Genomic DNA, 24,174 nt, shown 5'->3' with positions numbered 1-24,174 from the left:
TTGTCACTAGCTGTCTAAGAATATTTGGCTACGTGTAGGATTCCGAAGAGTCATAAAAAATAAAGCCTAAAATCAACCATTTGAATAGTAATATTTCAAATTATCAGCCCGAGGGCTTAACTTAAGATTTCAATCATCAATAATATTAAACCCTAACAAAATCGATTATGAAGGAACCCGAGAAACCTAATTCTGGACAATCCAGGAGAGAATTTATAAAAAATGCCGCTCTCGCCTCTTCCGTATTCATTGTACCAAGACACGTATTGGGAGGGGTGGGCTTTACAGCTCCTTCCGACCAATTGAATTTGGCAGCGATTGGCGCAGGTGGAAAAGGTGCAAGTGATATTGAATTGGCATCCGTAGGTGGAAGAGAGCGAGTGGTAGCACTTTGTGATGTAGATTTCGCAGGATCTGCCAAGCGTTCTGTAGATAATTTCCCCAGTGCTAAACTCTATGCAGACTACCGGGAGATGCTGGACAAGGAAAAGGACATTGATGCGGTAACGATATCCACCCCTGATCATGTACACGGCCCCGCTGCCAAGTATGCCATGGAGCGCGGCAAGCATGTTTACGTTCAAAAGCCCATGACCCACAACATCCGGGAGGCCAGAATGCTGACCGAAATGGCAAGATCTCAAAAGGTGGTTACCCAAATGGGTAATCAGGGTGGTTCCAATCCGCTTTTGAAACTCGTTCAACAATGGGTAGACGAAGATAGAATCGGTGCAATAAGCAAAGTTCAGGTTTGGACCAATCGTCCTGTATGGCCTCAGGGTGGAGCTTTTCCAAAGGCAGAGCCCGGAGCAAAGCCTGATGCTTTGGATTGGGATCTTTGGCTAGGACCAGCACCGGAAATCCCTTTCACCCCAAATCTTCATCCATTCAACTGGAGAGGCTGGTGGGATTATGGAACCGGCGCACTGGGCGATGTAGGCTGTCACTTGATCGATATTCCGTTCCGAACCTTGGGACTTCATTATCCAAAAGATGCTGAATGTAGCGTAGGATCCGTTTTCAGTCAGATGTGGACACCTGATTACCATCCGGAGGGTTGCCCAGCTTCCTCCTTTATCACCTTACATTTTGATGCAACTGCCAAAAGCAAATCACCCATCGAAATGAACTGGATGGATGGAGGTATCAGACCGGCACACCCTGACATCATTCCGGCAAACGATGACATCGGAGGTGCTAATTCTGCCAACGGAGTGCTCATCATCGGTGAAAAGGGAATCATCTCTACCAATATCAACGATTCCTCACCGCTGATGCCTAAGCTTTATCTCAATGACGGCACGAAAGAGGAAGGACCTCAGTCTGAGGAAGGATTCGAAAGAGAATATGGCCATCAGCGGCTTTGGGTAGAGGCTTGTAAGGCTGGTTTCAACTCACAGGAGCATCAAGATTTGACATCTTCCTTTGACTATGCCGGCCCAATGACAGAGACCGTTTTGATGGGTAATTTGGCAATAAGAAGCTATATGCTCAGAAGGGAAAATGCGCAGGGTCGCCAAGAATTCTTCGCCCGCAAAAAGCTACTTTGGGATGGAGAAAACATGCGAATCACCAACCTGGAAGAAGCCAATCAGTTTGTCGGCAGACAATATCGCAAGGGATTTGAGGTGTAAACTCTGACTTAGAATAATTGCATAAACCGTGGGCCAAAAACTCACGGTTTTTTTGTTGTCCTTTTCTCAATTGAAATTCTTAATTCTTAAGGCTTGGATCGGGATGAAATCGAGCATGACGCAAGCGACACCCAGAGGGATGATTATAAATGCGAGATTCCATGTGACCGCTTTAAGACAAATTATAAACGCATGAAAAAAGGCTATTCAAGCTGCCATCCAACAACAATGAATTTTAAATATTTTCCCATTTTCGGACAATTTTGATCGAATGAAAAGAGCTTGAGAACCTCAATTCTTCCGTTAGGCCTAAAAAATGGATATTTTTTCTGGCAAGACTTTGGTCAAAAAGTTTGTAGGTATTTAGAATTAAGGCATGCTTAGACATTACATCAAGACCAGCATTCGAGGAATCAAATTCCATCCATTTTATTCCATCGTTAGTATTTTTGGATTGAGTGTTGGCTTGGCTTCTTGCCTATTAATCTTCAGTTTTTGGTCCTACGAAAAAAGCTACGATAAATTTCACAGCCACTCAGATCAAATCTATCGAGTCTCTGAATTGAAGAAACTGGAAAATGAGGTCATTAGTGCTTCTGCAAGCACCTATTCTCGCGTGGGCGAAAAACTACGAAATGATTTTGCTGGAGCAGAGGCTGTCCTTCGAATCCATCCTCTGGCACAAAACACCAGCATTCAGTTTGAAGAAACGATCTTCCAGCAAGGTGGAATCCTTGGAGTAGAAAACGGTTTTTTTGACTTTTTTGACTTTGAGTTTATAGCTGGATCCGCCAGTAATTGGAAGAACACCCCACAATCCGTGATTTTGACGGAGTCACTTGCTCTCAAACTATTCAGGAAAACAGATCCCGTGGGTAAGGCTATCATTATCAACGGAGCTTATGGAGCCTATGGAGCGGATGGCTACGAAGAATTCAAAAACTATACGGTCGCAGGGATAATCCAAGACATTCCCGGAAATACCCATTTGGAGTTTTCGGCCTTGATTTCTCTTGACCTATACAGCAATCCAGATCGAGAATTTTCCAATTGGGGCAACAGTCTCTATACCTATGTCAAACTGCCAAAAAATGGGAGTCAGGCGGATTTAGATGAAGCCTTGGGCCAAATTGCTACAGAAACCTTTCCCGATTCAGGGCTCCAGTTTTATTCCCTTGGCTTAGAAGATATTCATCTTAGATCCAGTCTGCTCAATGAGTTCAAAAGTAATGGAAGCGAGCAGGCCTTGTACCTGTTGGCGGCCTTGGCAGTTTTAATTTTGGTGATCGCAGGTTGCAATTATGTCAACTTTGCTACGGCAAGAGCCATTCAGCGGCACAAGGAAATCGGATTGAGGAAGATATTTTGGGCCCGGAAGTACCAACTCTTCGAACAGCTTTTTACAGAGGCTATATTCGTAAATTTAATCGCAACAGTGTTGGCTTTTTTGTTAATCGCCTTAGTCAACCCATTCCTTTTTTCACTTACAAATATCGACCTACTCCATGAGATGATTTTCAATCTTGGAATCGGCTACCAATTGGCAATCATTGCTGCCGCCGTCCTCTTTTCTGGTCTTTACCCGGCCTGGTTAGTTTCCAAAAGCTCCTATCAAACCCTTTCCTCCAAGTCACAGAGTCAATTAAAAATCCAGCGCCCCATCGTTGTTTTTCAATTTGCAATATCAATTTTCGTCATCGGATTCACCCTTTTGATCTCAGCCCAACTACGTTTTATGCAGGAAAGCAATGCTGGTTTGGAGCTGGAAAAAACACTGGTCCTGAATGGACCAAGTGTAGAAAATTCAGAATTTGATTTAGGACAGCGACTTGGGAGCTTTCAAAGTTCGCTAAAGACTGACAGCCGAATCAAAGGTGTAAGTGCTGCAAATTTCATTCCCGGCAAGTTGATTTCGGGTAATGCCGAGGGATATGTAAGGAGACTTTCCGTCCCTGAAGAAGAGGCCAACAACTATTCATTTACGCAAATTGATGAGGATTTTATCCCCGAATTTAAATTAGAAATCCTGGCTGGAAGAGGCTTTAATAACGCTTCCAGTGGGCAAGAAACCGTCATCATCAATGAGGAAGCTTCCAAACTTTTGGGATTCGAATCCCCAGAGGATGCCATCGGCCAACGGATTCATTACAGGAGAAACAGTACCCCAGAGATCATCGGCGTTATCAAGAATTTTCATCAGTTTTCACTTCGTGAAGCATATCAACCCATCATTTTTGAGAAGGGAAAGCAGCCGGACTCTTACCTCTATCTGAAATTCAACTCTTCTTCGGAAACAGCGCTATTAAGCGACTTGAAAGCTTCTTGGGAGCAAGCCTTTCCCGGTAACCCCTTTAATTATTTTTACTTGGATGAGTTTTACAATCAGCAATACCAGCAAGATCAGAATTTCTTCCAAGTGTTCCAGATTTTCTCAGGGTTGGCAATTCTAGTCGCCTCTTTGGGCTTTTTCGGGCTTACTTTCTTTTTGGCTACTACTAAAGTAAAGGAGATAGGAATTAGAAAAACACTCGGTGCAGAGTTTAAAGACGTGGTAGCAATTTTAGGAAAGGGAACGGTTCCTTCTTTGCTAATTGCAGGATTGATTAGTATTCCATGTATTTATTTTTTGGGAAATAGCTGGCTTCAAGATTATGCTTTCCGAATAGCTATTGGATGGTGGGTTCTACTATTGCCGCTGATCCTATTTGGTCTATTGACACTTTTCATCATTCAGATTCAAGCTCTGAGAAGTTATCGCGCTAACCCCATCGATGCCTTACAGGAGGGCGGAAATGGAACCCTTTCAAGGTAGAGATCAAAACTTGAAGCTTTTTGGAAAGGCTTTAATGGGTTTCGGGGAATCCTTTGGCCATTTTTCAACAGATTTACTATTGATTTTTTTACATTAGTCATCTAAAGATCAAATCATACCCCGTGCTAAAATCTCCCAAAACAACCGTCTGGATTTCTTTGACTTTTTCAATCTATATTTTGATTGCTTGTTCGAATCCACAGGAAAAGGAAAACATCATTTCAAACCCAAACCTAAGCTACGAGAAATACAAGCCCTCTCCCACTGATCAAATCATTTCCAGAAGTAAATATACCGGCCAGCTTTATGGCTTTTGGCTAGGCCAATGCATTGCCAACTGGACCGGACTGATCACTGAAATGGATAAAATCGGTGGTGAAGGAAAAGATGGCAAGGGCGCAGGGTTTTACACTCGGGAAAATTGGGGAGGCCTTGACCAACCTGCAATTTGGGAAGACACCGTTCCAGAATATGGCAGGAAGATTGACTTTGTTTTGCTTGGAGAAGATAGTATTTGGGGAGCGGATGATGATACCGATATCGAGTATATGTATCAGTACCTTACTTTTCAGCATCAAACTACTCAGCTGAGCCCAGAGCAGATTCGAGACGGCTGGTTGAAGCATATCTACTCGGATGAAAACACACCCTATATCGGAAAAGACGGAAAATCCCCCGAAAACTATCTCTGGGTATCCAATCAACGGGCGCACGATCTGATGCGGGAAGGAATGCTCCCACCTGCTACTGGTTCACCTGAAAACAATCCCGAGTATGAAATGATTGATGCCCAGCTCACTACTGAGATCTTTGGCCTTTTTGCACCCGGAAGACCGGATATTGCCCTCGAAATCGCATCTCTTCCTATTCAAACTACCGCACGGGAAAATGCTGAATGGGCCTCCCAATTTTATGTAGTCATGCACTCTTTGGCTGCTACGGTGGATACTACCCTATCCCACAAAGACCAAGTCTTTGGACTCGCAAAAGCTGCAAGAGCCTATTTACCAGCAGAATCTCAGATAGCCAGCATGTATGACTTTGTCTGGGAAAGTTATCAGCAAGGCAGACCATGGGAAGAAACCCGAGATAGCCTGCACACACTTTACCAGATCCAAAAAAAGGACGGATACGAATGGTATTACAAGGACCCTGTTTGCAATGGATGCTTTGCCTCAGGCATCAACTTTGGAGCAGGTTTGGTCAGCCTTTTCTATGGAGAAGGAGATTTAAAGGAAACAATCAAAATCGGAACTTTAGCCGGCTGGGATTCGGATAATCCAACTGCTACCTGGGGAGGATTGATCGGTTTTTTGATAGGAAAAGAAGGAGTAGAAAAAGCCTTTGGTCAAAAGCTCTCCAATCGATTCTATATTCATAGGACCCGTGGTGGATTCCCCAATGATGGAGTGGACACCTTCGAAAATATGGCCGAAACAGGAATCATGATCATTGACCGGGTGGTACAGGAGCGGATGAATGGAGGAGTAGACCTTGAGAATAATCGCTACCTAATTCCAAAAATTTAAATTTATAGAAATGCAAAAGAAAACACTCCGATGGCTGATTCAGTCGGTATCTGGATTGCTTTTGACGGGTACTGGACTTTCCATGTGTATTGATGCTGGTCTCAACAAACTATCTGGCGAACCTTGGTTTTGGTACGGAACTGCGGGACTGATAGTATTTCAGGCTGGTTTGAGTTTGGTGATTGATGGAGTTCGCTTTAGGAAATAGAGAATTAAGCGAATCTTAAGATATAAAGCATATTTTATCAAAAATTTAGGATGAAATTAGGATAAGTATTAAGTCCATCATTAGTAAACCTCAAGGAAAAAAACCTGTCTAATCCTTAACCAACCCTCCCAGCCATGTTAAAAAAAATCACAATCGCTTTTCTAGCACTCCTTGTTCTAATCCAGTTTATCCCCGTGGAAAAAAATGAAAGTAATGACATGGAGTTTGATATCTCAAAAAGTTACCAAATCGGAGATAATGTCGCCACTATCCTCAAAGGTGCATGTAATGACTGCCATACCAACCTGACCCGCTATCCTTGGTATTCAAACATACAACCTGTCAAATATTTTTTGGCAGACCATGTGAATGATGGTAAAAGGCATTTGAATTTTTCCGAATTCACCAAGCTTCCTCTTGCTGTGCAAAACCACAAGTTTGAAGAAGTAATTGAAATGGTAGAAGAGAAAGAAATGCCCTTGGAGTCCTACACCTATTTTGGACTGCACCCTAAAGCCAACTTAACCGAAGAAGAGCGTCTGGCATTGATCAATTGGGCAAAGGATCAAATGGCTTATTTGGCAGCCACCTACCCTGCCGATAGCCTAGTCAGAAAAAGGAGGACCCCACCAAGTCAATAAAAAACGTAATAAAATGGCCCGAATTTACCGGGTCATTTTTATTTTGAGCCTATGAAGAAAATTAAAGAAGAGGAAGTTCGATGGGGGATCATCGGGGTTGGGAATGTATGCGAAGTCAAATCGGCCCCCGCCATGAATTTGATCCAAAACAGCCGCTTGGTAGCTGTCATGCGAAGGAATGAGGAGAAGGTAAAAGACTACGCAAATCGACATCAGTTCCCCAAATGGTATACCGATGCCGAGGAGCTGATAAATGATCCGGAGGTCAATGCCATCTACATCGCCACGCCTCCAAATATGCACCTACCCTACACCGAACTGGCTGCCAAGGCTGGAAAACCCGTGTATGTAGAAAAACCCATGGCTCGAACCTACGCTGAATGCCTGAGCATGATCCAAGCTTGTGAAAAAGCACGGGTTCCACTGTATGTGGCCTACTATCGAAGAGCATTACCACATTTTGTCAAAATCAAGGAGCTTCTTGAGCAAGGAGAAATTGGGACTGTACGCACCGTAAATATTCAGATGCGGCAGGAGCCCGAACCGGAAATCATTGCCCAATTAGAGAATAATTGGCGGGTAGATCCGGAGATTGCCGGAGGAGGATATTTCTATGATCTCGCCTCGCATCAACTGGATTTGCTTCAATTCTTTTTTGGTAAGATCAGCCAGGCATCGGGTTTTCAAAATAATCAAGCTGGTCTCTACGAGGCAGAAGACACGGTCGTTGGAAGCTATGTATTTGAAAATGGCGTCATGGGAACAGGTAATTGGAGTTTTGCCAGCGCCAAAGAAAATCAGATCGATCAAATCACCATTGATGGGAGTCTAGGCCAAATCCGATTTGAGACCTTTGGAAAAGGAGAATTCCACCTACATAAGGATGGTGACACCGAAAAGCATTTTCAATTTGATTTACCCAAACACATTCAGCAGCCTTTGATCCAACTGATTGTAGATGATCTGCTGGGAAAAACCCAGAGTCCTAGTACGGGTCAAACCGCCTCATCGACCAATTGGGTTTTGGAGATGTTGACAGGAGGAAATGGGAAGTAGGGAGTGGGAAATGGGAAGCTGGGAGAAGGAAGTAAGTGGTAAGTAGTAAGTGGTATTTTGTTCTTTAGTGGCTAAGGAAATCCTATTGAACTTTGAACACTGAACCTTGAACTCTTTAAACCCTGATTTGAAAAAAATCAAATTTTTTAAGTAAAAATTAAGATAGGCCTAAAAACCCGAAAACGGTCCTTTTCCGTTTAGATTTTTAAATAAAGGAATCGCCTTCCTGGATTTTTTCAAATTGACAAAATCCAATTAATTAATTTTTTTATGAATGTGTATTAATTCAATCATTATTTTTTGTCTATATATTTTTTAAAATCGAACCTTAATTAATTTTTTTACGAATAAGAGAATAAAATCAAACGGATTTTCTTAAAGATTTGAAAACTGGCCTGATTTTAGTTTTAGTAGGTATGCAACCTTTTTCCAAATAATTGCATCTGGAAAATAGAAGCAACCACTAAACCTGCCCCGATTATTTGTCAACCTAAACCAACACAGCATGAAAACCTCACTTCTCACCCGATGGATCACTGGCCTGATGATGGGCGTATTCTCCCTGAGTCTTTTGGCCTCCACCCCTAGCAAAGCTGAAGCCTACCATGGCATTTCCTTTCAGGTATTTTATGATGAACTGATGCCCTATGGAGACTGGGTACGCGATGCAAGACATGGCTTTATCTGGCTCCCTGCTGTAGGCCCTGACTTCCATCCTTACGGTACGAATGGACACTGGGCTATGACTGAGTTTGGCAATACCTGGGTATCCTACTACGACTGGGGATGGGCACCATTTCACTACGGTCGCTGGTACTTTGATGACTACTACAGAAGCTGGGCTTGGATTCCAGGCTATGAATGGGGTCCTGCTTGGGTGAGTTGGAGAACAGGCGGTGGCTACTACGGATGGGCGCCCTTAGGTCCCAGGGTATCTGTAAGTGTGCAAATCGGGATTCCCAACTTTCATTGGGTATTTCTACCGCAGCGAAGAATCTATGATCGCTATGCCTGGAGATACTATGCTCCTCACCGCACTCGGATCAAGATCATCAATAGAACCACCGTCATCAACAATACCGTGGTCTACAACAACAATACCTATGTAGCGGGTCCGAGCAGTCGGGAAATCCGACGGGTAACTGGAAGAAATGTGCCAGTATATCGAGTAGAGAATAGCGCGAGACCTGGTCGAGTGGCAGTTTCCAATAGTCGGGTAAGCATGTATCGACCTGACTTACAATCCAGTCGAAGCCGAACCGCACAAGCTAGACCTTCCAGAGTATTGGAATCCAATGAAGCTAGAAGCAGAAGATCTGTGACTGCCACAAGCCCAAGCAGAAGCCGTACGATGGAAAGCTCTCCGAGAGTGAGAACCGAATCAAATACCGGCTCTCGAACTCAAGCTGCCTCGCCTAGCCGAAGCTCGAGCAGAAGTATACAGCCTGGCAGATCAAGCTCTCCAAGCAAAAACTTCGAGACTAGACCCTACGAAGCTCCGAGACAGAATGGTCGCTCTACCCGAGTTCAATCCAGTCCAAGTAGCCGGGAAGGTTCAGTAAGACCGGACAATTCCGCTAGAAGCCGAAGCGGATCCTCTAGCAGAGTACAACCTGCTACCCGAAGCTCTTCGGTAACGAAGGCTCCGGCGCCAAGCAGACAGCGGAATGTGCAAGCTGCTCCTCAGCGTTCCAACACTCGAGTACAGGCTCCAAGCAGCGGAAATACCCGGGTAGAGGCTCCTAAAAGCAGCAGCAGAGCCCAAACTCCTACTCGAAGTAGTTCGCGGGTACAATCCTCGAGTAAGAGCAATTCCAAAGTAGCTACTCCGAGCAGAAGCAGTTCTAGCAGAAAGGCCCTTACTCGATCCAGCAGTAGCTCAAGAGGAAACTCTAGAAACAACTGATAGAATCCCTTAACAAAAGGAAGCCATCACAAGATTTGAGGTGGCTTTTTTTATTGGCTTAAAAGAAAAAACGGATTTAACAGAATTTCAAGCCAATTCCCTAACTTAAAGCCAAAACCACCAAATCATGAAGAATAGCATCTTTTTGTTCTTGCTCTTTCTCTCTTTTGAAGTTGCAAGCCAAGTAAACTTTGATCAAAATCTCCCTATCAAATACCGAAATATCGGCCCATATCGGGGAGGCCGCTCGGTCACTGCCACCGGTGTCGTCAATGATCCTTTGACCTACTACTTTGGCACCACTGGAGGTGGGCTCTGGAAAACCAACGATGCAGGACAACACTGGGAGAATATCTCCGATGGATTTTTTACAACAGGTTCAGTAGGTGCGGTGGCCGTCTCCGAAAGCAACCCCAATATCGTCTATGTTGGCATGGGAGAGCATGCACCCCGAGGAGTCATGACCTCTTACGGTGACGGAGTTTTTAAGTCCACCGATGCCGGTAAAACCTGGAAAAAACTAGGCCTGGAACAAACCCAGCATATCTCACGAATCCAGATTCATCCGACCAATCCAGATATCGTCTTTGTTGCAGCTCAGGGGGCATTATACGCTCCCAATGAAGAGCGCGGGATCTTTAAATCCATAAATGGAGGAGAGACATGGGAAAAAGTCCTTTTTGTGGACAACATGACTGGAGCCGTGGAGCTATCCATGGACATGAATACCCCTGAAGTACTTTATGCCTCAATGTGGGAACACCAGCGTTTTCCTTGGCAAGTGAAATCAGGCGGTCCGGGTTCGGGTATGTACAAGTCCACAGATTCCGGCGAGACCTGGAAGAAAATTGAAAATGGTCTTCCCAAGGAAAAAGGGAAAATGGCCGTTTCCGTTTCCCGCGCCAATCCAAACAAGGTCTATGCTCTGATCGAGAGTGATACCTACAAAGACTTGGGTGGTTTGTTTGTATCGAATGACGCAGGAGAAAGCTGGACCTTGGTCAACAAGGATAATCGACTGACTCAGCGCGCTTGGTATTACATCGAAGTTTTTGCCGATCCGAATGATGAGAACACCGTCTGGGTGCAAAGTGCCCCTATGCTGAAGTCCTTCGACGGAGGGAAAAGCTTTGAGGCAATTGACGGAGCACATGGAGACTACCACGATCTCTGGATCAATCCCAAAAACTCCAAAAATATGATTTTGGCAGATGATGGAGGCGGTTCCATCACTTTCAATGGTGGAGAAACCTGGTCCACTCAAAATAATATGCCTACGGCGCAGTTTTATCGAATCAATACGGACAACCAATTTCCTTATCGAATCTACGGAGGGCAACAGGATAATACTTCCGTGGTCATTTCCAGTATGGCTTTGGGACGGGGCGGAATCGGAGAAGAACATTGGAATTACTCCGCAGGTGGGGAAAGTGCCTTCCTAGCCTTTGACCCGGATGATCCAAGGTATGTCTTGGGTGGAAGCTATCAGGGAACGATTGAGGTCTTGGATATGCAGACTCAGGGCTCGACCAATATCATGGCCGCCCCCATTCAATACCTCGGAATGAGTGCCGAGGATATGAAGTACCGATTTAACTGGAACGCTCCGATAATTTGGTCTCAGCATGAACCGAACACCTTTTATCATGGAGCCCAAGTTTTGCTGAAAACTCAGGATTGGGGACAAACCTGGACAGAAGTATCACCCGATCTGACTCGAAATGAAAAAGAAAAGCAGGGAACTCCGGGCGTACCCTATACCAATGAAGCTGTAGGCGCTGAAAACTATGGAACCTTAGCCTATGTTATCGAAAGCCCACATGAGGCTGGAGTAATTTGGACCGGAAGTGATGATGGACTAGTTCACCTGACTCGGGATAATGGAGCAACCTGGACCAATGTCACACCGAAAGGCTTGCAGGAAACTTTGGTGAATGCGATTGAAGTATCCCCTCACGATCCGGCTACGGCCTACATCGCCACGACCCGCTACAAATTCAATGATTATACCCCAGCCATCTACAAAACCACCGACTATGGAAAGACCTGGACCAATATTTCAAAAGGAATACCTTATGGTGCGTTTACTCGGGTAGTTCGGGAAGATACCGAAAAAGCGGGGCTGCTTTATGCAGGCACCGAACAGGGAATGTACATCTCCCGAGATGGAGGAGCCAATTGGGAATCCTTCCAATTGAACCTACCCATCACCCCGATCACTGACTTAAAAGTGGCCCATGATGATTTGATTGTGGCGACTTCAGGAAGATCTTTTTGGATTTTGGACGAACTGAATGTGGTGCGGGAAGTAAAAGCAGATGTAGATCAGATCACCCTCTACACCCCTGAAGATGCCCTTTTGGCTAATTGGTACTCTTCTATGAATGGAGGAAACCTGGATGATTTTACTGGAACCCATCCTTTTCAGGGATTGAATCCGGCGAATGGTATGGTAATTCACTATTCACTCCCAGAAACGGTAACAGATTCTACCGAATTGACCTTGGAGATTCTTGATGCCCAGGGAAATTTGGTGAGAAAAATCTCTTCCAAAAGAGACCCGGAAGCCAAAACATGGGCAGGTGGCCCACCATTAGAACCGATCATTTCCACCCGAAAAGGACTGAATCGTTTTGTCTGGGATTTGCGCTATCCCACCATGCCGGGAATTCCGGGTGTTTACATCGAGTCGAGTTACCGTGGTCATAAGGCCATCCCTGGATCCTACACAGTTCGCCTAAGTGGCATGGGTGTAAGTTCGGAGGCAAAAGCCGAAATCAAAGATCTTCCTGATTACAAGCTAAGTCCTTCAGATTATCAAGCCTATCATGCTTGGATGAGTCAACTTGAGGGAGAGGTGACCTCTATGCACGAGATGGTCAATACGGCCAAGAACTATCAGGACCAACTTTCAGACTTGCTGAAGAAATTGGAAGGAAAAAGCAAGTATTCGGACCTGAAAACTGAAGGCGAAAAACTACTCAGTGAGCTCAAGGCATGGGATGAGGATATGATCCAACGAAGATCCACCGCCTATGACGACGTAGAAAACTTCCCGAATAAGTTTACAGCCAACTTCCTTTTTATGCTGAACCATGGTGAAAGCAGCATTCCAAAAATCAACGAAGGCACCAAGGCTGAATATGCTCGTCTGATGGAAGAGTGGAAACCGCTGAAAGCGGAAGGCGAGCGATTGATTCAGACTGCCATTCCGGCCTTTAATCAGATGGCGAAGGAAAAGGGTGTTGGAGTTTTGTTTGTGGAATGAAAGACATCAAGATAATAGCCGACTCCAAAAAGGGGGGTGATTTGGGGAATTATTGGCATTATATGCTGGGATTTTTTCTACCATTCTTGGTTTGGTTTGATAAAAACAAAGACCAATTAAAGGGGAAAAAACTGATTATAGATAGTTGTAACCCAATGACTGATAGCATCCTTGAAGAATACCTGAAGGAAAGCCCGATCCCTTATGAATTGAGGCAACTATCAATAAAGAAATTGGCTCTATCAAAAAAATACTGGAAATCCTATCGGGAAAAAATAAAAAGACGCCTTATGAAACTTGAAGTAAAGCTCAGAGGGTCCGAGGCATCATTATTCACATTCCACAGATTTATCGAAAATGAAGATTCTATCACCATTCCCAGGTGGGACGTATATTTAGAGTTCTTTGATAGTTTTCCAAAAACATATGAACCCCAAATTAATGAGATAAGAAAACAATTGATTGATTGGGCAAATTCACCAAGTGAAACAAACTATGAACCTTATACTTTGATATTGAAAAGATCAGCCCCGCCCTCCACTGCTATTGGAATAGCCTCAGTTGAAAAAAGATGGCTAAAGGGCTATGGATCTGAGCGAAGACAACTCAGAGGTATTGATAGCTTAAATAATGATCTAAGTAAAAGAGGCCATAACTCCTTGATTTTTGAGCCAGGAGCGCATAATTTGAAAGAACAAATAAGAGTGCATAATCACTCAAAAGCATTAATTGCTATCAGAGGAGCAGACTTATTCAATATGTTTTGGATGCCAAAAAACTCAACAGTTATTATGCAACTGAGTAGTGGACTTATGAACAAAGGTGCCCAGTCCATTTTAGCAAAATACTGTGGTCATCAATTCTACGAAATCCCACATAATGGTCAAATATCCCCAATTTTAACTTTTGATAAAATAGAAAAGATCTTAGATGAAAACTCCTCAACAAAAGCACATAACCTGTGCTGATTCAAATGAAACTTTACTGGATTTTTTAAAGGTTACTAAAGAAAAATCTGAGTTCGTATTAAAAGAAATCGAATTTAAATCTCAAAATCAATGGGATTTTTCAGACGGTGCATTATCACACACTTCTAAAGGGTTTTTCCAAGTAATTGGTGTGGAAAATTTGGCTGACCGGAGCGATCAAAAGCTAATGCTGTACCAGCCTCAGAGTGCATTGACAGGTTTGATCATTACACGACAACATAATGAACTTTACGTTTTACTTCAAGCACGTGTAGAACCCGGAAATACTGGGGTGATTCAATTTGGTCCCACTATTCAAAGTACGCCAGCAAACTACTTAAGATTACACGGCGGAAAAGCGACAGCATACATAGAATACTTTACAAGTTTTGTACCTGGGTGCAATCTTGTCACCCACTCTATGCAGCATGACCTTGGTTCAAAATATTTCCAAAAAAGTAAAACCCATCACTACCTGTTTACAGAAGATTTTATTGAAACCCAAGAGAATATGATCTGGGCTTCCCTTCGAGCAATAAAAGGAGTCTTGGAAGAAAATAATTTTTTAAATGCAGATCTTCGTTCACTTCTAGCCGTTTTTGACTGGGATGGCTTTTTGATGGAGCATAGAGTGAATAGTAATGAAATAAAAATATATCCCCCAAAGAATCGCTCATTAGGGACTTATAAAATGATTCCTCTGGATCAATTAAATAATTGGAGGGAGTCTGAATTAGGCATAACTCCAAAAAAACCATCGCTTCCCGCTATTGGCTTTTTTCATTTTTCTGCAACAAATAGAGAGGTGAAAGCTTGGTCCCAGCCTTTATATAAAATTCAGAATCAGGGCTTAGTCCAATTAGCTTATAGAAATACCGGAGAAAAAATCGAGTTTCTGATAAAAAGAGATCATGAATGGGGAATTTCAACCGAATTTGCTTTATATCCATCCTATATGAATAGCCCAGAAAACCCAAATTCTGATAAACCTATTGCTAATGGAAGGTTGAAAAAAAGAATAATTCAATGTGATGAAGGGGGAAGATTTTTTCAAAATGACAGTGAGTACCAGTTGATTGAAATCGATGATTTCGATTTAACACCTGGGTTTACTTGGGCCAATAGTGACACCTTGACATTCTACTTAAAGCAATCAAACTATTGTAGTTTTCAACTGCGATGTGCAGCATCCATCGCCCTTGATATTTTACAGCCCAAGGCTTTTGGGGATTAATTGACTTCCTTATTGAAATTGAAGGAAAAGCAGCTAGTTATCCCCATCTAGGAGTAGATTCATAATTAAAACCAGGTGTAGTCCCGAAAACTGTACGAGAACAACTAACCCTTCCTATCCAGACGAATTTTTAATTCCACGACCGCATATTTTACCAGTCCAACTTAGTCGAGGTTAGATACAAAGCTTAGAATTCCTTTTATTCTTGAAATATTTTTTTTCAATTATTATTTATTGTTTTTCAATAAATTTTTACTGATTTTTGGAAAGTCAAATCCATACATCTATGAACTCTCTCAAAACTCAATGGAAAGAAAAATGGGTCAATCAGCCCTCGCTGATGCTGATCACCGTAGTCATTTGGTCCATCTTTATCGGACTTTGCATACAAGCAGGTGCCGTTTTGTTCACCTTTATTTACAGCTGGTTTAATCCTATCGTCGCCCAAAATCTTTTCGATGGACTCAATTTGTATTCCCTCAAGGAGGCAAATCCATGGTACTATGCCGGGGTAATTTCTTTTGTCTTGTTTGTCCTTGGACTAAAGGCCTATCTCTTTTATCTGATGATCCGGATTTTTCTCAAAATCGACTTGGTTCATCCATTTAGTCAGGAAGTATCCAAGCTGATTGCTACAGTCAGTTATACCGCATTCCAAATTGGAATAGGGATTATTTTAGCCACTGCCTGTTTCAAATGGCTTGCAAAAAAAGGCTTCGAACTTGACCAAGTCTATTCGCTGATGGGTGGAGCTTATGAATTTCTCCTGATGGCAGCAATCCTGATCGCCGTCAGTCAGATATTCAAACGGGGAGTGGAATTGCAAGCTGAGAATGAATTGACTGTTTAAGCCATGCCAATAATTGTCAACCTGGATGTAATGATGGCCAAGCGGAAAATGTCCCTTAACGAGCTTTCGGAAAAAGTGGACATTACCCTCTCTAATCTATCCATCCTCAAAACCGGCAAAGCCAAAGCCGTTAGATTCAGTACACTGGAGGCTATTTGTCAGACCTTAAACTGCCAGCCGGGAGATATTTTGGAGTTTAGGGAAGAATAACTGGATAAAGTTTCAAGATTAGGTATCTCAAGTGAGATACTAGAGAGAAGACATTTGCCATTGAGATCAAATTCGGTATTCAGAAATGAGTCCTACATTGAGTTTTAATCCGGTAATTTTCTAGCTTTTCTAAAGAAAACCACTCTATCCTTCTACAATAAAGATAGCCGGTTCCGCAGATCTCCAAGCTGAACAATATCCCTTACTACCTGTTGGATTAGTAAACATCTTTTAAACTAAACCACAAAAAACCATGAGTAAATCATCAGAAAATTCAAAGAGTTGGGAAGAGCTAGCGATCGGTCTGTACGACAAACTGACCGGGAGAAATGCAATCATCGAATACAACTTTGACTCATTCAAGTTGGGAGTTCCCAAAGAAGCAGGTTCGGAAGAACTAACCGAATGGACGATGAGCGGAAAAATAAGCGTAACTACCTATGAAAGAAAATAAGCAGCTAATCATCCATGCTGACTTTTCTATGGAAAATAGGAATGGAGACAGGGTATCCATTAGGAATGATCAAAACAGTAATTTGGTTTGCAATGTGAATTCTACCTCCATTCCTATTTTGCCTTTTTCCTACCTCAAAAAGCTTTATCAAAAACGCTCCACAACAAAAAATCTGCATCAAGACATACTTTTTTATTTGAACAATACGCATGTCCTCACTTCTAGTGAAGGCAGTATTGCTATCCACAAGCCGATCATTGTTTTCAGGTTATTACTGAAAAGTATTTTTTCCTAAAATCAGGGATTTAGGATAGATTTGAATCAATAGCAAAATTGCATTTTTCTGATTTAGGGTTTAACTTTTATACCAATCATCTAATTGAATCTCATATGATTGGGAAAATGATTGCTTCACAACCAAAGGCTATCATTGGAGTCTTTCTCCTTTTCTGTTTGTCCGCTTGTTCCAAAGAAGGAATTCAAGTTGAATTGACGGAGATTAAGAATAATCTGGTGCTTTTTGCGGTAGAAAACCATACGGACCAGGACATTTATTCCATCGAGTTCGAAATCACCTACTATTCTACTGACAAATCATTGCTGAAAATTGATACCGTCTCTTACTCGAAGACCACGGATGTGAGTGGAAATATTGTTCCTTTTGTCAAGGCTGGAGGGGAAACCACCATTACCTATTCGATGCCACAAGAGACAAGTTCTGCCACAGCAAAAGCCCTAGAATTCAAAACAGAATAAATTCCCAGCAGAATTCTGCATATTTACCCTATGCCGACTTTTCTAAAATCGAATCTGACTTTAGTTTTACTCCTTTTATCCTTTCATTTTTCTATTGCTCAGGAAATAGTAGTCTATAAAAAAATCGATACGCTATCTCTAAACCTAGAGGTCTACCGACCTCAGGCAGAATCTACGGAGAATGGTTTTCCTGCCATGGTTTTCTTCTTCGGAGGCGGATGGATAGGTGGATCTATTTCCCAATTTGAACCCCATGCTAGATACTTTTCAGAAAGAGGTATTGTATGCTTTTTGGTAGACTATCGAGTCAAGTCACGGAATCAAAGCAGTCCATTTGAATCGCTGATGGACGCCAAGTCAGCCATGCGGTTTATTCGAAGTCATGCAAATGAATTTCAGATCGATCCGGATAAAATTATTGCTTCAGGAGGATCAGCCGGGGGACATTTGGCGGCAGCCACAGCCCTGATTGATGGCTACAACGACCCAATGGATAATTTGAGCATCAGCAGTAAACCAAGTGCCCTAGTTCTCTTTAACCCTGTCATCGACAATGGTCCGGGGGGATATGGATTTGAACGGATTGGCGGTGCGTATAAAGATTTTTCTCCCCTCCACAATATCCAAGAAGGAGCTCCTCCTACCATCATTTTTCTGGGGACAAATGATGATTTGATTCCTGTGGAGACAATGGAATACTATCAAACCATCATGGAAAGAGTGGGGAGCAGATGTGAACTCCATCTATACGAAGGTCAGCCTCATGGCTTTTTCAACTATCGAAATTTTGAGTTTTATGAATCGACCGTCAGAAAAACAGATGAATTTCTGCAATCCTTAGGTTATTTGGAAAAACGATCAAGGCTTTTAATCAAATAAAGAGCTTAGCTTGGGTTCTATTTCAAATATTAAATTCACCATTTATTTTCTATAAAATCAAGGTATTTTAGTTGAATTTCAGTTAATTGAATTTCGGTTCAACAATTTAAAATGACCCAAGGAGCAAAAGATAAATGGATTGAGGCAGCATATTCTGAATTTGCCTTATCAGGCCCCGAATTCAGCTTAAATGCGCTAGCAGAAAAGAGTAAATTACCTAGAGCCTCGCTCTATTATCACTTTGATTCCAAAGAAGCACTAAGGGAGGAACTGCTGATTTTTCATCAGGAGAAAATAAAATGCTATTTATCAGAACTAGCGGAGAATATCAAAGACATCGTCCCTGATCTATATAAAGTGATGTATAAACACAAAGAAGGAATTCTTTTTCATCGACAATTGCTTCTCCACAGGGATCAAGACGATTTTTTAGACATTTACAAAAAGGGGAATAATAAAGCCATGGCTATACTTTTGCCCCATATCAAGCAATTATTCAGAAGTACGGGTTCGGATGAGGATTTAATCCAATTTTACCAAACACTCACAGATACTTGGTATATCCGTATCAACCCAAATGATCTTACAGTAGAAAGAATGATTTCCGTGGCTATGGAAATCATGGAAAATACCCTTGGCCTTTTTTCAGGAATAATCATCCAAAAAACCCGCTAAGCCAAGGCTTCTTTTATCAAGAAATGGGTACAATTCTTTAGAAAATGGATTTTCGATCTAGACAAGGTTGTCCAAATTATTTCAAGGGACTCTTAGTATTTTGGGATTGATGCAGATTCCAGTACATTCTTCAACCTACTGATAAGCCCCTTCACCATGAAAAAGCTTTATTATTATACGCTTGGAATATTATTCTTAATTGCCAGTTGTCAGGCTCCAGAAAGATCTTTGGACGAGGTTTCAATACCTTATCCCAAAGAGGAATGGAAGGGAGTTCAAGAAAAAACCCTTTCAAACTCCGAACCCTATTTTATTAGCCCTCCCAAAGCTCCGGAAGGCGCTCCCAACGTATTGATCATCATGCTGGATGATGCAGGATACTCCAATGCCAGCTCTTTTGGCGGGGTGATGCAAACCCCGACTTTTGACCGAATTGGTGATGAAGGCATCCGCTATACCCATTTTTCAGTGTCAGCAGTGTGTTCACCAACCCGAGCTTCATTATTAACCGGTTATAATATTCATCAAATAGGGACAGGTATCATCTCAGAATTTGCAACCGGCTATCCAGGTTACAATTCACAAATCGATTACACCACCCCTTCTATCGCTAAAATTCTAAGCGAAAATGGCTATGCAACCGCTGCTTTTGGCAAATGGCACAATACACCTATGGAAGAGGCTTCACCTGCCGGACCCTATGAAAGTTGGCCAACAGGCATCTGGGGATTTGACTATTTTTGGGGCTTTTTGGGTGGAGAGACGAATCAATTTCATCCACTCCTCTATGAAAATACAACGGCTATTGAAACACCCAAAACTAATGCGGATGGATCTACTTTCCATCTTTCACATGGGATGGCTGATCAGGCGATCAAATGGCTGGACAACTGGAAAGGGCTGAGAGACGATCCTTTTTTTATGTATTACACTCCGGGTGCGGTTCATGCGCCGATTCAAGTGCCTAAAGAGTGGCGAGACAAATATAAAGGCCAGTTTGACGAAGGCTGGCATGTGTATCGTGAGAAACTATTGGAGCGTCAGAAAAAATTGGGACTGGTCCCTGAGAATGCAAAGTTGGTCGATTGGCCAGAAAATATTCCAACCTGGGATTCTTTTAGTGAGGAAGGAAAAGCTTATTTAGCTCGTCAGATGGAGGTTAATGCGGCATTTCTAGAGCATGTTGATTATCATGCAGGACGTGTAATCGAACACCTGGAGGAGCTAGGTGAACTGGACAACACCTTAGTCATCTATCTGACTGCTGACAATGGAAATACTGCCGAAGGAACCCCTACAGGCACTTTTTCTGAATTGCTTTTTCAGAATGGCTTTCCTCCATTGACCATGGAACAACAATTAGAAAAGCTGGAAGAGTTTGGAGGCATTGACGCCTGGGGAGGACCACATTTAGCCAATCACTATTCTGTTGGTTGGTCTTACGCAGGTTCCACACCTTATCAATGGACCAAACAAATTGCTTCTCATTTTGGTGGAACCATGTCAGCCACTGCCATTCGCTACCCAAAAGCAATCAAAGCCAAAGGCGAATGGCGAAGACAATTTCAAAATGTCACGGATCTCGTTCCTACCATTTTGGAAGTGACTGGAGTGCCTGAACCCGATTATGTAAACGGTCAGAAAAAAATAGAGTATCCGGGAAAATCACTAACCTATGCATGGAATAATCCGGAAGCTAAGACCAATCACCCCACTCAATATTTTGAGATGACAGGATTCTTGGGGATTTATCATGAAGGATGGACACTTAGCGGAAAACCTTATCGTGTGCCTTGGACTGTGGACCCTGAGGCATTAAAGAATTTTGATCCTTTGAATACCGAATGGGAATTATACAACATCAATGAAGACCCAATCCAATCGGTAAACTTGGCTGAACAATACCCAGAAAAGGTGAAAGAATTGGAAGAGCTGTTTTGGCAGGAAGCAGAAAAATATGACGTCTTTCCGGTTGGTGGCTCCATGGGAAGGTCACTCCAGCCAGAATCCAATCCTCAACGAGCCGCGAAAAAGTATTGGGAACTCACACCGAATGTGTATCGAGTACCTGAACTTGCAGGGCCTGAGATCAAGTCTACCAACTATGAAATCAATGCCTACATCACCGCTGATAAAACAACGGAAGGTGTAATCTATGCGGTGGGAGAAAGACTCGGTGGACAGGTGCTATTTATCAAAGATGGAAAACTAAGGTACAGCTACTCTACCTTAGGACTGCATTGGCATGACTTCCAAGGAAATGTGTCCATTCCGGAGGGAGAGGTAAAAATCACCCTAAAGCATACCATGAAAGAAGCCCGGCTGAATGGGCCTTCTTTGGTAGAATTCTTTATCAATGACCAAAAAGTGGGTGAAATGGATATTATTGCCACAGTCTATGCGGCCTTCACAGGTCACGAGACATTTGATATCGGAAGAGATGAAGGTCTTCCTGTAAATGAGGAATATGCCGATAAAGGAAAATTTATCTTCACCAAAGGGCAATTGCATAAGGTGGTGTTTGAGATAGAATAAGACCGAGAATGAAAGCTTATTAATCCTTCTCCTTCTGTGCCTTCTTTTCTTCTTTTTCCAGCTTTTTGAAATAGCCTCGGAACAAAAAGTTGGAACGCATGGCTTCCATATTGGTATTGAATCGCTCAGTGCTCGACTCGAGATTTATCAGAGTCTGCATCAAGGTGGCGCGAAATAGCGAATCTTCCATGATCAATCCTGCTGTCCCCTCTCCTGCTTGAACTCCATTGATCAACTGATTGAAGTTTTGAAGCACTGCCTGTGTCTCAGAAGTGGTGGCCTCCAGTTGCTCCAAACTTCGCTCAAACCTAGCTGTCATAACTGTATCGGAAATCAAAGTCCCAGCTAATCCTTCCCCATTTTCTATATTTTCCAAGAGTTCTTTACCTGATACTGCCATCTGAGTGGCCTGATCTCCCGCTCTTCGAAAAGAGCGAATAGCATCCTTCAGCTCCAATAAAATCGTCGTATCTGAAAGTGTATTCCATAGGTTCTCGTTTTGGTTAAGCTTCTCTGAGATTTCTGAGAGATTCATCAGGGTATTTTGAAGATAATCCCCTGAACTATTCAGTTGGCGCAGCATATCTTCTGTTCCGATTTGCTCCAAAGGTATCAAGACATCCCCCTCTTCTATAGGCAGAGATTCCCCTTCTTGGGGATGAATTTGAAGTATTTTATTACCTATCAATCCATCCGTATTGATGGTAGTTCGTGCATTTTTGAGAATAAATGGAGCCATTTTATTCCTCACCAGAAGTTCGACCTGAATGGTATTTTCATCCACCACATCGATATTACTGACAGTACCCACATTCATTCCCTTGTATAAGACATTATTCCCGGGCAAAAGACCATTTACATCCTGCATTTCTACATAAACATGCATGGACCTGCCCAAAATATTCTGATTCCTTCCGATCATATATAGCGAAAAGACCAAAAACAATAAGCCTGCAAGGACAATTGCACCTAGCTTGGCATTGGATATTTTTTTATCTGTACTCATAGTCCTTCGAAGAAATCACCCACTTTGGGGTCTTGGTTTTTGATAAGATTTTCGAATGTGCCTTCCGCATAATTTCTCCCCTCTATCAGCATAATTATGCGGTTGGCTGTCATTCGGATACAATTCATATCATGAGATATGATAATGGAGGCTGTGTTATATTTTTCCTGAATTCGATTCATCAGTTCACTGATCTCTCTACCAGTGATGGGATCTAATCCAGTGGTCGGTTCATCGTACAAGATCACCTTCGGCTTGAGAATGATCGTTCGAGCCAAGGCTATTCGCTTTCGCATTCCACCAGATAGCTCAGCCGGCATCATATCAATAGTATGCAAAAGCCCCACATCCTCCAGAGCCTCTTTGACGGCAGATTCGGCCTTTAGCTCCCGCTCTTCCTTGGTCCAGTGGCGGCGGAGAGGGAATTCCAGATTTTGTCTAATCGTCATCGAATCGTAGAGAGCATTACTTTGAAACAAAAAGCCTACATCTGCTCGAAGCAAATCCATTTCATCCTGGTCTAGCAAACTGATATCCTGATCAAGAATGCTAATAGTTCCGCTATCCGGTTCGATCAATCGAATGATGCATTTAATCAAAACTGATTTTCCGGACCCTGACTTACCCAATATCACCAAATTTTCCCCTTCGGAAAGCTGAAGGGAAAAGTCTCTCAGCACATGATTCTGTCCAAAAGACTTGTTCAAACGGTCCACCTCGATTATTGCTTTGTCCTTTATCATGGCATCAGGTTAGACCAAGAACATCCGCAACTTGCACTGCAATCAAATCCAGAATAAATACCAAAAGAGATGCGACAATCACTGCAGTAGTGGCTGACCTTCCGACACCTTCGGTTCCTTTTTGGGAATTATAGCCCTTGTAGCAACCGACAATTCCTATAGCAAAACCGAAGAAAATGGTCTTGACCATCGCAGGTACAAAATCTCCGTAAATCAAGGCTTTATAAGCTTGATACCAATACAATGACCAACTCACATCTCCTTTGAGATTGGCTCCCAAATACCCTCCATAAAGTGAAATCGCAATAGCCAAACTCGATAAAATCGGCACCATCACAGTCGAGGCCAAGACCCGAGTTACCACCAAATACTTGAATGGGTTCGTTCCCGAGACTTCCATGGCATCAATCTGCTCAGTCACCCGCATGGAGCCTAGCTCCGCCCCTATTCCCGAGCCGATTTTTCCCGCACAAATCAAGGCTGTGATAACAGGCGCGATTTCCCTGACCAAAGAAACCGAAACCATGGATGGCAGTAAGGCATCTGCCCCAAACTCCACCAAGGTAGGTCGTGACTGAATAGTCAAAACCAAACCCATAATGAAGGCTGTAATTCCGACAAGGGTAAATGTTTTGTAACCGATGTGATAGCTTTGGTTTACAAACTCCTCCCACTCCTGTTTAGGCTTGGTCACCTCACGGAAAAATCGCCCCGTAAACCGGGTTATTTCACCAACTTCCCTGAAAAAGGGAGTATCTAATTTATCCAGTAGAGCCATAGACTTTTTTCTATGTACCAAATTCCCCAATC

At 42.8% G+C, this 24,174-nt stretch carries 21 protein-coding genes; 18 read left to right on the top strand and 3 right to left on the bottom strand.

Going from position 1 to position 24,174, the window contains the following annotated elements:
- The first annotated feature begins 167 nt into the window (after positions 1-167).
- From OU792_RS10510 to OU792_RS10425, 18 genes are all read left to right on the top strand, one after another.
- Positions 168-1,634 carry a Gfo/Idh/MocA family protein gene (locus tag OU792_RS10510; protein WP_274670143.1) on the top strand — a complete coding sequence of 489 codons (1,467 nt, stop codon included), beginning with the start codon at positions 168-170 and terminating at the stop codon, positions 1,632-1,634.
- Positions 1,635-2,010: 376 nt separating this feature from the next.
- A complete protein-coding gene (locus OU792_RS10505; RefSeq protein WP_274670142.1) occupies positions 2,011-4,446 on the top strand; it encodes an ABC transporter permease in 2,436 nt (811 codons plus the stop codon).
- Between the two features lie 122 nt (positions 4,447-4,568).
- Positions 4,569-5,975, top strand: a complete 1,407-nt coding sequence (locus OU792_RS10500) for an ADP-ribosylglycohydrolase family protein (RefSeq protein WP_274670141.1) — start codon at positions 4,569-4,571, stop codon at positions 5,973-5,975.
- A 10-nt stretch (positions 5,976-5,985) separates the two neighbouring features.
- The gene (locus OU792_RS10495) at positions 5,986-6,183 is read left to right on the top strand and encodes a hypothetical protein (protein WP_026947267.1); all 198 of its coding nucleotides are present in this window, start codon (positions 5,986-5,988) and stop codon (positions 6,181-6,183) included.
- Between the two features lie 134 nt (positions 6,184-6,317).
- A complete protein-coding gene (locus tag OU792_RS10490; protein ID WP_274670140.1) occupies positions 6,318-6,824 on the top strand; it encodes a heme-binding domain-containing protein in 507 nt (168 codons plus the stop codon).
- A gap of 51 nt (positions 6,825-6,875) precedes the next feature.
- On the top strand, positions 6,876-7,880 hold the full coding sequence (locus OU792_RS10485; protein ID WP_274670139.1) for a Gfo/Idh/MocA family protein: 1,005 nt from the start codon (positions 6,876-6,878) through the stop codon (positions 7,878-7,880).
- Positions 7,881-8,385: 505 nt separating this feature from the next.
- Positions 8,386-9,786, top strand: a complete 1,401-nt coding sequence (locus OU792_RS10480) for a DUF6600 domain-containing protein (RefSeq protein ID WP_274670138.1) — start codon at positions 8,386-8,388, stop codon at positions 9,784-9,786.
- Between the two features lie 127 nt (positions 9,787-9,913).
- Positions 9,914-13,054: a VPS10 domain-containing protein gene (locus OU792_RS10475; protein ID WP_274670137.1), complete on the top strand. Its 3,141-nt coding sequence runs from the start codon at positions 9,914-9,916 to the stop codon at positions 13,052-13,054.
- A complete protein-coding gene (locus OU792_RS10470; protein WP_274670136.1) occupies positions 13,051-14,022 on the top strand; it encodes a glycosyltransferase family 61 protein in 972 nt (323 codons plus the stop codon). Before OU792_RS10475 ends, OU792_RS10470 begins: the two co-directional genes overlap by 4 nt.
- Entirely contained in the window at positions 13,985-15,256 is a 1,272-nt protein-coding gene (locus OU792_RS10465; protein ID WP_274670135.1) for an NDP-hexose 2,3-dehydratase family protein, read from the top strand. The genes OU792_RS10470 and OU792_RS10465 overlap by 38 nt, the downstream gene beginning before the upstream one ends.
- 286 nt (positions 15,257-15,542) lie before the next feature.
- On the top strand, positions 15,543-16,106 hold the full coding sequence (locus OU792_RS10460; RefSeq protein WP_274670134.1) for a DUF2975 domain-containing protein: 564 nt from the start codon (positions 15,543-15,545) through the stop codon (positions 16,104-16,106).
- Between the two features lie 3 nt (positions 16,107-16,109).
- Complete coding sequence (locus OU792_RS10455; RefSeq protein ID WP_274670133.1) at positions 16,110-16,316, top strand: helix-turn-helix domain-containing protein; 207 nt, start codon at positions 16,110-16,112, stop codon at positions 16,314-16,316.
- Positions 16,317-16,569: 253 nt separating this feature from the next.
- Positions 16,570-16,770, top strand: a complete 201-nt coding sequence (locus OU792_RS10450) for a hypothetical protein (RefSeq protein WP_274670132.1) — start codon at positions 16,570-16,572, stop codon at positions 16,768-16,770.
- Positions 16,757-17,065: a hypothetical protein gene (locus OU792_RS10445; protein ID WP_134202414.1), complete on the top strand. Its 309-nt coding sequence runs from the start codon at positions 16,757-16,759 to the stop codon at positions 17,063-17,065. Before OU792_RS10450 ends, OU792_RS10445 begins: the two co-directional genes overlap by 14 nt.
- A 107-nt stretch (positions 17,066-17,172) precedes the next feature.
- Positions 17,173-17,526 carry a hypothetical protein gene (locus tag OU792_RS10440; RefSeq protein ID WP_134202413.1) on the top strand — a complete coding sequence of 118 codons (354 nt, stop codon included), beginning with the start codon at positions 17,173-17,175 and terminating at the stop codon, positions 17,524-17,526.
- 30 nt (positions 17,527-17,556) lie between these two features.
- A complete protein-coding gene (locus OU792_RS10435) occupies positions 17,557-18,405 on the top strand; it encodes an alpha/beta hydrolase (RefSeq protein WP_274670131.1) in 849 nt (282 codons plus the stop codon).
- Between the two features lie 111 nt (positions 18,406-18,516).
- Positions 18,517-19,080, top strand: a complete 564-nt coding sequence (locus OU792_RS10430) for a TetR/AcrR family transcriptional regulator (protein WP_274670130.1) — start codon at positions 18,517-18,519, stop codon at positions 19,078-19,080.
- A 156-nt stretch (positions 19,081-19,236) separates the two neighbouring features.
- Positions 19,237-21,615: an arylsulfatase gene (locus tag OU792_RS10425; RefSeq protein ID WP_274670129.1), complete on the top strand. Its 2,379-nt coding sequence runs from the start codon at positions 19,237-19,239 to the stop codon at positions 21,613-21,615.
- Between the two features lie 19 nt (positions 21,616-21,634).
- Here OU792_RS10425 and OU792_RS10420 read toward each other — a convergent pair whose 3' ends face one another.
- The 3 genes from OU792_RS10420 to OU792_RS10410 are packed head-to-tail and all read right to left on the bottom strand — an operon-like array spanning position 21,635 to position 24,142.
- Entirely contained in the window at positions 21,635-22,621 is a 987-nt protein-coding gene (locus OU792_RS10420; protein WP_222583634.1) for an MlaD family protein, read from the bottom strand.
- Positions 22,618-23,364, bottom strand: a complete 747-nt coding sequence (locus OU792_RS10415; RefSeq protein WP_100629675.1) for an ABC transporter ATP-binding protein — start codon at positions 23,362-23,364, stop codon at positions 22,618-22,620. The genes OU792_RS10420 and OU792_RS10415 overlap by 4 nt, the downstream gene beginning before the upstream one ends.
- Positions 23,365-23,368: 4 nt before the next feature.
- Positions 23,369-24,142 carry an MlaE family ABC transporter permease gene (locus tag OU792_RS10410; protein ID WP_274670128.1) on the bottom strand — a complete coding sequence of 258 codons (774 nt, stop codon included), beginning with the start codon at positions 24,140-24,142 and terminating at the stop codon, positions 23,369-23,371.
- Positions 24,143-24,174 lie beyond the last annotated feature (32 nt).

The organism is Algoriphagus sp. NF (genome assembly GCF_028823735.1).
In the GTDB taxonomy this organism is placed as follows: domain Bacteria; phylum Bacteroidota; class Bacteroidia; order Cytophagales; family Cyclobacteriaceae; genus Algoriphagus; species Algoriphagus marincola.
Note: the sequence above shows the minus strand (reverse complement) of the source record. Positions and strands in the feature narration are given on the sequence as shown.

What these genes read in the sequence shown, in the direction of transcription:
- OU792_RS10510 (WP_274670143.1), top strand. Translation starts at nt 168, where the DNA reads ATGAAGGAACCCGAGAAACCTAATTCTGGACAATCCAGGAGAGAATTT.
- OU792_RS10505 (WP_274670142.1), top strand. Translation starts at nt 2,011, where the DNA reads ATGCTTAGACATTACATCAAGACCAGCATTCGAGGAATCAAATTCCAT.
- OU792_RS10495 (WP_026947267.1), top strand. Translation starts at nt 5,986, where the DNA reads ATGCAAAAGAAAACACTCCGATGGCTGATTCAGTCGGTATCTGGATTG.
- OU792_RS10490 (WP_274670140.1), top strand. Translation starts at nt 6,318, where the DNA reads ATGTTAAAAAAAATCACAATCGCTTTTCTAGCACTCCTTGTTCTAATC.
- OU792_RS10485 (WP_274670139.1), top strand. Translation starts at nt 6,876, where the DNA reads ATGAAGAAAATTAAAGAAGAGGAAGTTCGATGGGGGATCATCGGGGTT.
- OU792_RS10480 (WP_274670138.1), top strand. Translation starts at nt 8,386, where the DNA reads ATGAAAACCTCACTTCTCACCCGATGGATCACTGGCCTGATGATGGGC.
- OU792_RS10475 (WP_274670137.1), top strand. Translation starts at nt 9,914, where the DNA reads ATGAAGAATAGCATCTTTTTGTTCTTGCTCTTTCTCTCTTTTGAAGTT.
- OU792_RS10470 (WP_274670136.1), top strand. Translation starts at nt 13,051, where the DNA reads ATGAAAGACATCAAGATAATAGCCGACTCCAAAAAGGGGGGTGATTTG.
- OU792_RS10465 (WP_274670135.1), top strand. Translation starts at nt 13,985, where the DNA reads ATGAAAACTCCTCAACAAAAGCACATAACCTGTGCTGATTCAAATGAA.
- OU792_RS10460 (WP_274670134.1), top strand. Translation starts at nt 15,543, where the DNA reads ATGAACTCTCTCAAAACTCAATGGAAAGAAAAATGGGTCAATCAGCCC.
- OU792_RS10455 (WP_274670133.1), top strand. Translation starts at nt 16,110, where the DNA reads ATGCCAATAATTGTCAACCTGGATGTAATGATGGCCAAGCGGAAAATG.
- OU792_RS10450 (WP_274670132.1), top strand. Translation starts at nt 16,570, where the DNA reads ATGAGTAAATCATCAGAAAATTCAAAGAGTTGGGAAGAGCTAGCGATC.
- OU792_RS10445 (WP_134202414.1), top strand. Translation starts at nt 16,757, where the DNA reads ATGAAAGAAAATAAGCAGCTAATCATCCATGCTGACTTTTCTATGGAA.
- OU792_RS10440 (WP_134202413.1), top strand. Translation starts at nt 17,173, where the DNA reads ATGATTGCTTCACAACCAAAGGCTATCATTGGAGTCTTTCTCCTTTTC.
- OU792_RS10435 (WP_274670131.1), top strand. Translation starts at nt 17,557, where the DNA reads ATGCCGACTTTTCTAAAATCGAATCTGACTTTAGTTTTACTCCTTTTA.
- OU792_RS10430 (WP_274670130.1), top strand. Translation starts at nt 18,517, where the DNA reads ATGACCCAAGGAGCAAAAGATAAATGGATTGAGGCAGCATATTCTGAA.
- OU792_RS10425 (WP_274670129.1), top strand. Translation starts at nt 19,237, where the DNA reads ATGAAAAAGCTTTATTATTATACGCTTGGAATATTATTCTTAATTGCC.
- OU792_RS10420 (WP_222583634.1), bottom strand. Translation starts at nt 22,621, where the DNA reads ATGAGTACAGATAAAAAAATATCCAATGCCAAGCTAGGTGCAATTGTC.
- OU792_RS10415 (WP_100629675.1), bottom strand. Translation starts at nt 23,364, where the DNA reads ATGATAAAGGACAAAGCAATAATCGAGGTGGACCGTTTGAACAAGTCT.
- OU792_RS10410 (WP_274670128.1), bottom strand. Translation starts at nt 24,142, where the DNA reads ATGGCTCTACTGGATAAATTAGATACTCCCTTTTTCAGGGAAGTTGGT.